Consider the following 12,259-nt stretch of genomic DNA (forward strand, 5'->3'; position numbering starts at 1 on the left):
ATGACGCCATCAAACTGGATCGACCCCTTCGCCGAAGCCTCTGGCCCACCCCCCCGGACCCTGCTGCGGTTCTTTGGATGGGCGCTGAAGGGCGCCTGGGGGCCGGTCCTGCTGGCCTCGGTCCTGTCCATTGCCGGCGGCGTGGTCGAGGTGTCTTCGGCGCTGATCCTTGGCTGGGTGGTGGATGCGGCGCTGGGAACCGGGGCCGGGTCGGTCTTTGCCGACAATATCGGCCTGCTGGTGGGGGCGCTGCTGTTTTTCGTGGTGCTGAGGCCGCTGATCTTTGGCGGCAACTCCTCGATGCAGTCCATCGTGCTGCAGCCGAACCTGCTGAACCTCGTGCTGTCGCGGCTGCACCGGCACACGCTGGGCCAGCCGGTGACGTTTTTCGACAATGATTTTGCCGGGCGCATCGCGCAGAAAGAGATGCAGACCGCCCGCGCGCTGAACGACGTGGTGATCGACGTCATCCAGACCGTGCTTTACGCGCTTGCCTCGGTCTTTGGCGCGCTGCTGCTGCTGGCGGGGATGGACTGGCGCATCGCGCTGGCGCTGCTGGGCTGGATGGTGATCTATGGCTGGCTGATCGGGCATTACATGCCCCGGATCCGCAGCCGGTCGCAGGCGCGGGCCGGGGCGCGGGCCATGGTGACGGGGCAGGTGGTGGACACCGTGACCAACATCAAGACCGTGAAGCTGTTTGCCCATGCCGATCACGAAGACCGCGCCGCACTGGAGGCGATGGGCACGTTCCGCGACCGCTACATCGAATTTGGCCGGATCAGCGCCGCCTTCCGCTTCTGGCTGATGGCGCTGGCGGGGCTGCTGCCGGTGCTGCTGGTGGGTGGCGCGCTGTTCTACTGGAGCCGGGGGCTGGTCTCGGCGGGCGACATTGCCGCCACCGGCACCATCGCGCTGCGGCTGGCGCAGATGACCGGCTGGGTCAGCTTCACGCTGATGGGGCTTTACGCCAATCTGGGCGAGGTCGAGGATGGCATGGTCACGCTGACCCCGCCGCATCTGCTGACCAACGCGCCCGATGCACGCGAGCTGCAGGTGACCGAAGGCCGGGTGGAATTCCGCAAGGTGGGCTTTGCCTATGGCCGTCAGTCCGGCGGGGTCGAGGACATTTGCCTGACCATCGCGCCGGGGGAAAAAATCGGCATTGTCGGCGCTTCGGGGGCGGGGAAATCCACGCTGGTGGCGCTGCTGCTGCGGCTTTACGACACCGAACAGGGCGCCATCCTGATCGACGGGCAGGATCTGCGCCATGTCACGCAGGAATCGCTGCGCCGCCGCATCGGCATGGTCACGCAGGAAACCGCGATGTTCAACCGGTCGGCGCTGGACAACATCCGCTATGGCCGCCCCGATGCCAGCATGGCCGAGGTCATCGCCGCCGCCGAAAAGGCCGAAGCGCATGAGTTCATCGAAAAGATGCAGGATCACCGGGGCCGCACCGGCTATGACGCGCATCTGGGCGAACGCGGGGTCAAGCTGTCCGGCGGGCAGCGCCAGCGCATCGCGCTGGCCCGTGCCATCCTCAAGGACGCGCCGATCCTCGTGATGGACGAAGCGACCTCGGCGCTGGATTCCGAGGTGGAGGCCTCGATCCAGCGCGCGCTTGACCGGGTGATGGAGGGCAAGACCGTGCTGGCCATCGCGCACCGGCTGTCGACCATCGCGCAGATGGACCGCATCGTGGTGCTGGACGAAGGCCGCATCGTGGAACAGGGCAGCCATGACGATCTGCTGGCGCGGGACGGGCTTTATGCCCGCTACTGGTCGCGGCAGAGCGGGCAGATGGACGGGGATGCGCAGGCGGCAGAGTGACGCCCTTGCGCCGGGGGGCGCTTTGCGGGCATGAGGCGCGGCATGGAACAGGTCATCATCGAACGGCTGGGGCATCAGGGGGACGGCATCGCGCCCGGTCCCGTCTTTGTGCCCGGCACCCTGCCCGGCGAGGTGGTCGAGGGCGAAATCGCGGGCGGCGTGATGGCGGCGCCGCGCATCCTGACCCCTTCCGACCAGCGGGTGACGCCGCCCTGCCGCCACGCCCGCGCCTGCGGCGGCTGTCAGGTGCAACACGCGCGCCCCGAATTTGTCGCCGACTGGAAGGAAGGCGTGGTGCGGCAGGCGCTGGCCGCACACGGGCTGGAGGTGGAGTTTCTGCCCATTGCCACCTCGCCCGAACAGAGCCGCCGCCGCGCCGCCTTTTCCGCCCGCCGCACCAAGAAGGGCACGCTGGCCGGGTTCCACCGCAAGGGATCCGACGTGCTGGTCGAGGTGCCGGACTGCCGCGTGATCGATCCGGCCTTGGCTGCGGCGCTGCCGCTGGTCGATGCGCTGGCCCAGCTTGGCGCCAGCCGCAAAAGCGAACTGTCGGTGCTGGTGACCACCAGTCTGGGCGGGCTCGACGTGGCGGTCAGCGGCGGCAAGGAGGCCGATGCGGCCTTCCAGCAGCAGCTTGCCGAACTGGCGCGCACGTATGACTGCGCCCGCATCGCATGGGGGCCGGAGGTGCTGACCCGCCGTCCGCCCGCGCAGCGCATGGGCGTGGCGCAGGTGGTGCCGCCCCCCGGCGGCTTCCTGCAGGCGACCCCGCAGGGCGAGGCGGCGCTGCTGGCCGATGTGCTGGACCATCTGGAGGGCGCCACGCATGTGGCCGACCTGTTCGCGGGCTGCGGCACCTTCGCGCTGCCCTTGGCCGAACGCGCCAAGGTGCTGGCGGTGGAGGGTGACCGCGCCATGGTCGACGCGCTGGACCGGGGCTGGCGCCATGCCGAAGGGCTGCGCCATGTCACCACCGCCACGCGCGATCTGTTCCGCAATCCGCTGCTGCCCGAAGAGCTGCGGCGATTCGACGGCGTGGTGATCGATCCGCCGCGCGCCGGGGCTGAGGCGCAGATCAGCCAGCTTGCCGCGGCGCGGGTGCCGCGCATCGCCTATGTTTCGTGCAATCCTGTGACCTTTGCGCGGGATGCCGCGACATTGGTGCGGGCGGGATACCGGCTGGACCGGCTGCGCGTGGTCGATCAGTTCCGCTGGTCCACGCATGTGGAGCTTGTGGCGGGCTTTGTGCTGTCACCCCAATGACGACATCGGGAGCAGCGAAAGCTTCTGTCTTCGCAAACGCTCCTGTGTAGTATAGCTTGGGGAAAAAGAACGAGTGGGCAGGCAAGATGTATATGGGCAGGCGCCAGATGATGGTGGCCGCGGCAGCTCTGGTGGCGGGCTGCGGCAGAGGTCGTCTGGAAGACAGCAAGTTCCGAAGCTATAACGGACCGCAGATCACCCATGTGGTGGTCCATAAATCCGCGCGGAAGATGTTTCTTCTGCACCACGCGCGGATTGTCCGGATCTTCAACATCGGGCTGGGCTTCAACCCGGTGGGCGACAAGAAGGTCGAAGGCGACGGCAAGACCCCCGAGGGGCTTTACACCATCGACCGGCGCAACCCCAACTCGCGCTTCCACCTGAGCCTTGGCATCGACTATCCCAACGCCGCCGACCGCGCCGAGGCGCGGAATATGGGGCAGAGCCCCGGCGGGGATATCTTCATCCATGGCCGTCCCCCGGCCTATCAGTCCGGCGGGCGGGACTGGACATGGGGTTGCATCGCCGTCACCGACCGCGAGATGGAAGACATCTACGCGATGGTGGGAGACGGCACGCCGATCCTCATCATGCCCTGACGGGACCGGCGCACCGGTTTAGAACCCGGCTGCGCCCGAGCCCGGCGTGGCGGCCGTGTTGGGCGCGCCCATGACCAGCGTCCACCAGATCTTGCCGCTGGATTCCTGAAACCACGCAAAGCCCATCTCGCGCGCCGTTTCGTCAAGAATCACGTCGCGCGTCGGCGCCTCTTCCATCCATGCGGCAAGGGTCTCCAGCTCGGATTCGTAGGTTTCCGAGATGTTTTCGCCAACAAGCCGCCCGGTGTAGCCCACGCGCTGCACTCGGTCGATGGGCGAGGATCCGTCCGACCCGAAATGCCACGGGCGGTTCTGCACCGACATGTCGCGCGAATGAGTGGCGGCGGCGGCGTTCAGCTGCGCGTTCAGCTGGACCGGCGCGGTGCCGCGCGCGCTGCGCAGGGCGTTCACCGAATCGAGCATCGAATATTCGATCTTCGCCTGATCGGCGTTGTTGATCCGGTAGACCTGAGGCAGGGGCTTGCCATCCGGGCCAAGCGCGGGAGGCTGCATGGCAGGGGTACAGGCTGCAGCGGCCAGAGCCGCGGAAATCAGGAGAAAAGTTCGTCTGTTCATTGTCCGGTCTTTCGCGCCACGAGATTTATACAGCAGATAGACCGGCAGACGTGGCCAATCAAACGCACATGGGCGTGATCGCGCCGCTCGCAGGCGTTTGATTTGCGACTGCGGCATTGCCGCAATATACTTGCCCGGTCCTGACGGCAGCCGCGACGGCTTTCCGAATCTCGGGCGATTTGTAGTGGTGAGCATCATGACCAGCAAGGTTCAATCCCAACTTGGCCGGCGCGCCTTCCTTGCAGGAAGCGCGGCCCTCGCGGTGACGCCCGCCTTGGCGCAGACGATGGATTCGTCCGGCACCGTGGAACTGGAGCGTGACATCTCCCAGATCACGCGCCGCAACATGTCGAGCTTCCGCACGCTCGACTGGCAGCCCTATTTCAGCAACCTGAGCAAGGGCGCCGTGCTTGTCGACATCTCGTCGCGGGCGCTGCATTTCTGGGAAGAAAACGGCACCTACCATCTTTACCCCTCTTCGGTGCCGCTGAGCGAGGATCTGACCCGCAAGGGCCGCACCCAGATCGTGCTGAAGGATCCGGAGCCCGACTGGCGTCCGACGCCGTCGATGAAGGAACGCAATCCGGAATGGCCCGATTATGTGCCTCCCGGCCCCGACAACCCGCTGGGCACCCGCGCGCTGCATCTGAGCTGGACCTATTACCGGATCCACGGCACGCATGACACGCGCAAGATCGGGCGCCGTTCCTCCAACGGCTGCATCGGGCTTTACAACGAGCATATCGAACAGCTCTACGACATGGCCCAGATCGGCACGCAGGTGTTGCTGATTTGACAAAGCCGACGGGACCGTGGCGGCGCGGCCCCGAGTTCGGATTTGCAATTTTCACGTTTTGCTGATTAGAACGTGAGACGAGGTAAGTCTTGGGTGCTTGCCGCTTGCAGATTGTCTGAATGCGGCAGGCGAATATCTGGAGAAGAACATGAAGAAGATCGCTTTCGCCGCCGCTTTCGCAGTTTCCGCAACTTCCGCCATGGCAGGCAACTATGCCAAGGATGACGTGGTCATGGAGCCGGTTGTCGTCGTCGAAGAAACCGCCGCCTCCTCGTCCTCCGCTGGCATCCTGATCCCGCTGGCCCTGCTGGCCGTCGTGGCAGCTGCCGCAGCCAACTGATCCAAGGATCAGCTTGCATAAATGGGAGCGGCGCTTCGGCACCGCTCCTTTTTTATGTCCGGGGTCAGTCCAGCCAGCCGTGCAGGTTGCTTTCGATCACCGAAGACAGCGCGTCGATATGCGCCGCGTCGTCGTTGAGGCAGGGGATATAGGTGAACTCCTCGCCGCCCGCATGTTCAAAGCTTTCGCGGATCTCTTCGTTGATCTCTTCCAGCGTCTCGATGCAGTCGGCGGAAAAGGCAGGAGCAATGACCGCGATGCGCTTCTTGCCCTCTTCCTCGGCCAGCCGCGCCACTTCTTTTACGGTATAGGGCTTCAGCCATTCCTCGGGTCCGAACACCGACTGGAAGGTGGTGGTGATCTGCGTCTTGTCCCAGCCCAGCCGTTCGCGCAGCAGCCGCGTGGTTTTCTGGCACTGGCAATGATAGGGATCGCCCTGCATCAGGTAGCGTTTCGGCATGCCGTGATAGGACACCACCAGCATTTCCGGCTTTTCGGCCTTGGCGGCATAGGCGCGTTCCACCGACTGGGCCAGCGCCTCGATATATTGCGGATGCTCGAAATAGGGATCGACCACGCGCGCGGTGGGCTGCCACGGCTCGTCCATCAGCGCGCGGAAAAACGCGTCATTCGCGGTGGCCGAGGTGGCGCCCGCGTAATGCGGATAAAGCGGAAAGAACAGGATCTTGCGGCAGCCCGCTTCGGTCATCGCGCGGACCTTGGATTTGGTCGACGGATTGCCGTAGCGCATGGAAAAATCGACCATGACCTGATCGCCGTAACGCGCCTGCATCTTCGCTTCGATCGCGGCGGTCTGCGCCTTGGTCAGCGTCATCAGCGGGCTTTCGTTCAGATCCTCGTTCCAGATCGACTTGTAATTCTTGCCCGAGGAAAATGGCCGCTTGGTCAGGATGATCAGCTGCAGCAGCGGCTGCCATTTCCAGCGCGGATAATCGATCACCCGGCGGTCCGACAGGAATTCGTTCAGATAGCGCCGCATCGGCCAGTAGGAATAATGATCCGGCGTGCCCAGATTGGCCAGCAGGATCCCCACCTTGGGGCGTGTCACGGCAGGGTGGTCGGCGGGCGCGTTGGCGGGCCGCGTCCGGGGCGGTGTGGCGTCAAGCATGTGTCCAGTCCCTCAAAATGCCCCCGCTAAGTATGTCACTGACAGAAGGCGTCAATCGTCCAGCGGGCGTTCCATGGTGTTCAGCGCCTCTGCAAGACGATGTGCCGCAGATCCCGGGCGCAGCGGCTTCTGCTGGCTGGCATCCGGGGCCCAGCCGGTCAGCGTGACCAGTTCGAAACTGGCGCGGATCCGGCCATCGGGGCGGCTGAAGGTTTCGGCATAGATCTGCGCCGCCCGCAGCAGCACGGCGCGGCGGGTCGGCTGGCGCAGCCGCGCGGTCAGGGCGTTGGTTTCGCCCATGGCGCGCAGGTCGCGCATCAGGTGCAGCGCATCGCTGTAGCTGACATCCAGCACCTGACTGTCCGCCACCGGCAGCGCCAGCCCGGCCCGCTGCAAGAGCCCGCCCAGATCGCGCAGTTCGCCCATCGGCAGCACGCGGGGGGACAGGCCCCCCGTCACCTCGATTTCCGCCTGACCAAGGGCCGCGCGCAGTTCCTGCAGGGTCTCGCCGCCAAAGGCCAGCGTCAGGGACAGCCCGTCGGGGCGCAGCGCGCGGCGGCACTGGATCAGCTGGCCCACCGGATCATTGGCCCAGTGCAGCGCCAGCGCGTGGATCACCAGATCCTGCGCGCCTTCTTCCAGTGCCAGCACGTCGTCATCGGGGATGACCCGCGCGCCGGGCAGCAGCCCCTGCCAGATTTCCGGATAGGGGCTGACGATGACCGGCGCCGTGAACGTTCTTTTAACCACGCTCAGACGATCCTGCACCTCGTCCCGTGCGGCTTCATGCAGGAACAGCGCGGGGGACCGTCGCGCGCGGGCGCGGTGGCGGGCAAGGGCGGGGCGGTCGATCAGGGGCGCGGGGCTGGACATGGAGCTGAGATAAGATGGCGGAGGCGCGGTTGCAAACCCTGATCCGGCTGATCTATCCGCCGCGCTGCCTGCTCTGTGGCGGGCTGGTGGACAGCGATTTTGGTCTTTGCGGGCCCTGCTGGCGCGACACGCCCTTCATCATGGGGCTGTCCTGCGATCTGTGCGGCGCGCCGCTGCCTGGACAGTCGGACCGGGCCGAACATTGCGATGACTGTCTGGCCACGCCCCGGCCCTGGACACAGGGCCGTGCCGCACTGCTGTATCGCGACAACGGGCGCAAGCTGGTGCTGATGCTGAAACATGGCGACAGGCATGACATCGCCCGGCCCGCCGCGCTGTGGCTGGCGCAGAAACTGCGGCCGCTCTGCCGCGCCGATGCGGTGGTGGTGCCGATCCCGCTGCATCTGCGCCGCCATCTCAAACGGCGCTACAACCAGTCGGCGCTGCTGGCGGACGGGCTGGCGCGGGCGCTGCGCCTGTCCCATCTGCCCGATGCGCTGATCCGTCCCCGCGCCACCCCCTCGCTGGAGGGGAAAAGCCGCGAGGAGCGGTTCACCACGCTTGATGCGGCGCTGACCCTGCGGCCCGCGCGGGCGGCGGCGCTGGCCGGGCGGCAGGTCGTGCTGGTGGATGACGTGATGACCTCGGGGGCGACGCTGGCGGCGGCCACGGCGGCGCTGACCAAGGCCGGAGTGGCAGAGGTTTGTGTCGCGATACTGGCGCGCGTTGCAAAGGAGGCTTAAATCCCGGAATGTCGGGCCCATTGCCCGAGAAAGGGAACCGTCTGATGAAAACGATCGACATCTACACCTCGCCCATGTGCGGCTATTGCCACGCGGCCAAGCGGCTGCTGACGCAGAAAGGCGTGGAGTTCACCGAAATCGACGTGATGGCCCAGCCCGCGCGCCGGTCTGAAATGGAAAAACGCGCCAAGGGGGGCCGCACCGTGCCGCAGATCTTTGTGGGCGACACCCATGTTGGCGGCTGCGACGAGCTTTATGCGCTGGACCGGGCGGGCAAGCTTGATCCGCTGCTGGCCGACTGATGGCCCGCAGCCCCGGCAGACCGGCATGACCGACCCCGCCCACGCGCTGGCCATTTCGCTGTTCAGCGAACTTCTGACCGCAGACCAGCTTCTGCGGAACCGGCTGACGCGCGTGCTGCCGGACAGGATGGAGATTTCGCATTTCTCCGTCCTGAACCACCTTGCCCGCGCCTCGGGCGAACGCACGCCCGCGCAGCTGGCGCGCAGCTTTCACGTCACGCGCGGCGCCATGACCAACACGCTCGCGAAGCTGGAATTTGCGGGCTATGTGCATATCCGCCCGGACTGGGACGATGCACGGCGCAAGCTGGTGTCGATCAGCCCGGCGGGCCGCCGCGCGCGCGAGGCGGCGCTGGCCGCCATGGCGCCGCTGGTCTCGGCGATGATGACCGAGATCGGCCCCGACCGGGTGCGCGCCGCGCTGCCGGTGCTGCGCGAACTGCGCCTGAAGCTTGAAGCCGACTGACCGCAGCTTCCGCCCCGCGGCCTTCTGCGGGGCAAAACCTTCTTCATCCCTGTCCAAAATGCGCGCGGGCTGCGGACAGGCGGCGCGTCTGCGCTATCTTGTCGCCCCTGACCGCCGGATTCCTTGGGATCTGCGGCAGAGGAAACGGTGACTTGGTGACATCAAGGAGGTGCAGATGAGCGCAAAGGCAGGGCGGCTGTCGCTGACCACAAAGGTCATGATCGGCATGGGAACGGGGCTGGCGCTTGGCCTGATCCTGAATGCCATCGGCAACGAGGCGATCAACACCCATCTGGTGGGCGGGTTCTTCGGCATGGCAGGCGCCATGTTCGTCAACGCGCTGCAGATGCTGGTGGTGCCGCTGGTGTTCTTTTCGCTGATCTGCGGCGTGGCGGGCATTGGCGACGTGCGCATCCTTGGCCGCGTCGGCGGCAAGAGCTTCGGCCTCTACCTCGCCACCACCGCCACCGCCATCGCCGTGGCCATCCTGATCGCGCTGCTGGTCTCGCCGGGGCAGGGTTTTGTCATGGACGGGGTCGACACCTCCGGCGTGACCGCGCGCGAGGCGCCCAGCGTCTGGCAGACCTTCGCCAATATCGTGCCGAAAAACCCGGTAGCGGCCTTTGCCAATGCCGAGATGCTGCAGATCATCTTCTACACCATCGTGCTCGGCATCGCCGTGCTGATGCTGGGCGACCGGTCGACGCCTTTTGTCGATGCCTGCGACTACATGAACGCGCTGATGATGAAGCTGGTCGATGTGGTCATGGCCTTTGCGCCCTATGGCGTGTTTTTCCTGATCGCCAAGACCTTCACCGAACAGGGAATCGGGCTGTTCCTGCCGGTGCTGACCTATGTCCTTGTGCTGGTGGGCGCGCTGCTGCTGCATCTGTTCGGCACGCTGATGCTGTTCCTGAAGCTGTTCTCGGGGCTTGATCCGTTCACCTTCATGAAGAAAATCCGCCCCGCGCAGATCTTCGCCTTTTCCACCGCGTCGTCCAACGCCACCATCCCGGTGACGCTGCGCTGCGTGACCGAACGCATGGGCGCGCGCAATTCCGTGGCCTCGTTCACCGTGCCCTTCGGCGCCACCATCAACATGGACGGCACCGCCATCATGCAGGGCGTGGCCACGGTGTTTCTGGCCAATGTCTATGGCGTGGATCTGGGCATCGGCGGCTATCTCACCGTGATCGGCATGGCGGTTCTGGCCTCCATCGGCACGGCGGGAGTGCCCGGTGTGGGCATGATCATGCTGACCATGGTGCTGAGCCAGGTGGGTCTGCCCATCGAAGGCATCGCGCTGATCCTTGGTGTTGACCGGCTGATGGACATGATCCGCACCGCCGTGAACATCACCGGCGATGCCGTGGTGTCGGTGATCGTGGCCAAGACCGAAGGCCAGCTCGACATGGCGGTCTATGCGGATCCGCAGGCCGGGCTCGACGAGGACGATCTGCAGATCGACCCCGCCGCAGAGGCCGAACTGGCCAGCCACACCCATCCGCCGCGCCGCTCCCGCCCGGCGGAATAAGGCACAGCCGTCACGGCCGCAGCGCGGCCGTGACGTAATTCACCGACAGGTCGCGGTCAGAGATCGACCAGCGCCAGCTGACCGGGTTGAAGACATAGCCCTTGCGGTCCACCGGGGTCAGCCCGGCCTGCCGCATCAGTTCGTAAAGCTCGTCGGGCGTGATGAATTTCTGCCAGTCATGCGTGCCCTTGGGCAGCCAGCGCATCACCCATTCCGCCCCGACAATGGCCATGGCAAAGCTCTTGGCGTTGCGGTTGATGGTCGAACACAGGTGCAGCCCGCCGGGCCGCAGCAGCTGGCGGCAGGCGGTCAGATAGGCCAGCGGATCGGCCACATGCTCCACCACCTCCATGTTCAGCACCACGTCGAACTGGTCGCCCGCCTCGGCCAGCGCCTCGGCGGTGCCGTGGCGATAGTCGATGTCCAGCCCCGACTGCGCCGCATGGGTCTGCGCCACCGGAATGTTGCGCGGGGCGGCATCCACCCCCACCACCGTGGCCCCAAGCCGCGCCATGGGTTCGCACAAAAGCCCGCCGCCGCAGCCGATATCAAGGATGCGCAGCCCGGCAAACGGCGCCTCGGTGGTCAGGTCGCGGTCGAACTCTCCGGCGATCTGGGTGGTGATATAGTCCAGACGGACCGGGTTCATCATGTGAAGGGGCTTGAACTTGCCGTCCGGGTTCCACCATTCTGCAGCCATGGCCTCGAACTTGGCGACCTCGGACGGATCCACTGTGAGAGTCATCTTAAGCATTCCCATTTCTTTTTGGGGTCATCTGCCAATATAGAGGAAGAATGGACAAAGACCCGGGCCAAAAGCGCGCAGTGCAGCATCTCTACCCTCCCCTCGATCCGTTCGACCAGCGCATGATCGACATGGGCGATGGCCACCGCATCTATATGGAGCAGTGCGGCCACCCGCAGGGCATCCCGGTTCTGGTGCTGCATGGCGGCCCCGGCGGCGGCTGCAGCCCGGCGATGCGGCGGTATTTTGATCCGGCGGTGTTCCGCGTCGTGCTGTTCGACCAGCGCGGCTGTGGCCGGTCGCAGCCCCATGCCAGCGTGACCGACAACACCACATGGCATCTGGTGGCCGATATCGAACGGATCCGCCGCGATCTGGGCATCGAAAAATTCATCGTCTTTGGCGGCAGCTGGGGGGCGACGCTGGCGCTGGTCTATGCGATCAGCCATCCCGACCGGGTGGCGCAGCTGGTGCTGCGCGGCGTCTTCACCATGACGCAGGCGGAGCTGGACTGGTTCTATGGTGGCGGCGCCGGGCAGTTCTGGCCCGAACCTTGGGCGCGGTTCACCGATCTCATTCCCGAAGCCGAACGCGGCGACATGATCGGCGCCTATCACCGGCGCCTGTTCAGCGGCGATCTGCGCGAGGAAACCCGCTTTGCCCGCGTCTGGTCGGGCTGGGAAAACGCGCTGGCCTCGGTCTATTCCAGCGGCCATGGCGGCGAGGCGCCCGGCGAATATGCCCGCGCCTTTGCCCGGCTGGAAAACCATTACTTCGTGCATTCCGGCTTTCTGGAGGAAGACGGCTGGATCCTCAAGAATGTCGACCACCTGCGCGGCATTCCCGGCGTGATCGTGCAGGGCCGCTATGACATGATCTGCCCGCCGCAGCGCGCATGGGAACTGGCGCAGGCCTGGCCGGGGGCGGATCTGCGGATGATCCGCAACGCGGGCCACGCCCTGTCCGAACCGGGGATCAGCGCCGAACTGGTGCGGGTCATGGACCAGATCGCCGCCGCACAGGGTCTGCGGCAGGGGCTGCGCCTCTGAACGCGGCAGCG

The 12,259-nt window shown here is 65.8% G+C and carries 14 protein-coding genes; 10 read left to right on the top strand and 4 right to left on the bottom strand.

All coding sequences use genetic code 11. The features are described from left to right. From VK682_RS02340 to VK682_RS02350, 3 genes are all read left to right on the top strand, one after another. Nucleotides 1-1,833, top strand: a complete 1,833-nt coding sequence (locus VK682_RS02340; protein ID WP_230794921.1) for an ABC transporter ATP-binding protein — start codon at nt 1-3, stop codon at nt 1,831-1,833. 42 nt (nt 1,834-1,875) lie between these two features. Further along, a complete protein-coding gene (locus VK682_RS02345) occupies nt 1,876-3,096 on the top strand; it encodes a class I SAM-dependent RNA methyltransferase (RefSeq protein WP_324781365.1) in 1,221 nt (406 codons plus the stop codon). A 92-nt stretch (nt 3,097-3,188) separates the two neighbouring features. Then, nucleotides 3,189-3,695 carry a L,D-transpeptidase family protein gene (locus tag VK682_RS02350; RefSeq protein ID WP_324781391.1) on the top strand — a complete coding sequence of 169 codons (507 nt, stop codon included), beginning with the start codon at nt 3,189-3,191 and terminating at the stop codon, nt 3,693-3,695. Between the two features lie 18 nt (nt 3,696-3,713). Here VK682_RS02350 and dalA read toward each other — a convergent pair whose 3' ends face one another. Further along, complete coding sequence (gene dalA, locus VK682_RS02355; protein WP_324781366.1) at nt 3,714-4,271, bottom strand: divisome-associated lipoprotein DalA; 558 nt, start codon at nt 4,269-4,271, stop codon at nt 3,714-3,716. Between the two features lie 196 nt (nt 4,272-4,467). On the opposite strand from dalA, the gene VK682_RS02360 reads away from it, so the two are divergent. Together VK682_RS02360 and VK682_RS02365 are read left to right on the top strand one after the other, a co-directional pair. Next, complete coding sequence (locus VK682_RS02360; protein ID WP_324781367.1) at nt 4,468-5,067, top strand: L,D-transpeptidase; 600 nt, start codon at nt 4,468-4,470, stop codon at nt 5,065-5,067. A gap of 148 nt (nt 5,068-5,215) precedes the next feature. Continuing rightward, nucleotides 5,216-5,407 (top strand): ferrochelatase, encoded by a 192-nt coding sequence (locus VK682_RS02365; RefSeq protein WP_089847812.1) that lies wholly within the window; start codon nt 5,216-5,218, stop codon nt 5,405-5,407. Nucleotides 5,408-5,471: 64 nt separating this feature from the next. On the opposite strand, the gene hemH is transcribed toward VK682_RS02365, so the two are convergent. Both hemH and VK682_RS02375 read right to left on the bottom strand, forming a co-directional pair. Then, complete coding sequence (gene hemH / locus VK682_RS02370) at nt 5,472-6,536, bottom strand: ferrochelatase (RefSeq protein WP_324781368.1); 1,065 nt, start codon at nt 6,534-6,536, stop codon at nt 5,472-5,474. A 51-nt stretch (nt 6,537-6,587) separates the two neighbouring features. After that, nucleotides 6,588-7,409: a methyltransferase domain-containing protein gene (locus tag VK682_RS02375; protein WP_230794924.1), complete on the bottom strand. Its 822-nt coding sequence runs from the start codon at nt 7,407-7,409 to the stop codon at nt 6,588-6,590. A gap of 14 nt (nt 7,410-7,423) precedes the next feature. Here VK682_RS02375 and VK682_RS02380 point away from each other — a divergent pair, with 14 nt between their 5' ends. The 4 genes from VK682_RS02380 (at nt 7,424) to VK682_RS02395 (ending at nt 10,454) form a co-directional block, all read left to right on the top strand. Next, nucleotides 7,424-8,152 (top strand): ComF family protein, encoded by a 729-nt coding sequence (locus VK682_RS02380; protein ID WP_230794926.1) that lies wholly within the window; start codon nt 7,424-7,426, stop codon nt 8,150-8,152. Between the two features lie 44 nt (nt 8,153-8,196). Further along, on the top strand, nt 8,197-8,454 hold the full coding sequence (gene grxC / locus VK682_RS02385; protein WP_089847564.1) for a glutaredoxin 3: 258 nt from the start codon (nt 8,197-8,199) through the stop codon (nt 8,452-8,454). A 25-nt stretch (nt 8,455-8,479) separates the two neighbouring features. Then, on the top strand, nt 8,480-8,920 hold the full coding sequence (locus VK682_RS02390; RefSeq protein WP_089847566.1) for a MarR family winged helix-turn-helix transcriptional regulator: 441 nt from the start codon (nt 8,480-8,482) through the stop codon (nt 8,918-8,920). A 175-nt stretch (nt 8,921-9,095) separates the two neighbouring features. Beyond that, nucleotides 9,096-10,454: a dicarboxylate/amino acid:cation symporter gene (locus VK682_RS02395; RefSeq protein ID WP_230794928.1), complete on the top strand. Its 1,359-nt coding sequence runs from the start codon at nt 9,096-9,098 to the stop codon at nt 10,452-10,454. A 10-nt stretch (nt 10,455-10,464) separates the two neighbouring features. Here VK682_RS02395 and ubiG read toward each other — a convergent pair whose 3' ends face one another. Continuing rightward, the gene (ubiG, locus tag VK682_RS02400; protein WP_230794938.1) at nt 10,465-11,199 is read right to left on the bottom strand and encodes a bifunctional 2-polyprenyl-6-hydroxyphenol methylase/3-demethylubiquinol 3-O-methyltransferase UbiG; all 735 of its coding nucleotides are present in this window, start codon (nt 11,197-11,199) and stop codon (nt 10,465-10,467) included. Nucleotides 11,200-11,249: 50 nt separating this feature from the next. Between ubiG and pip the strand changes: the two genes are divergently transcribed. Continuing rightward, nucleotides 11,250-12,248 (top strand): prolyl aminopeptidase, encoded by a 999-nt coding sequence (gene pip, locus VK682_RS02405; protein WP_230794941.1) that lies wholly within the window; start codon nt 11,250-11,252, stop codon nt 12,246-12,248. Nucleotides 12,249-12,259 lie beyond the last annotated feature (11 nt).

This window comes from Salipiger marinus (assembly GCF_035481585.1).
In the GTDB taxonomy this organism is placed as follows: Bacteria; Pseudomonadota; Alphaproteobacteria; order Rhodobacterales; family Rhodobacteraceae; genus Salipiger; species Salipiger marinus.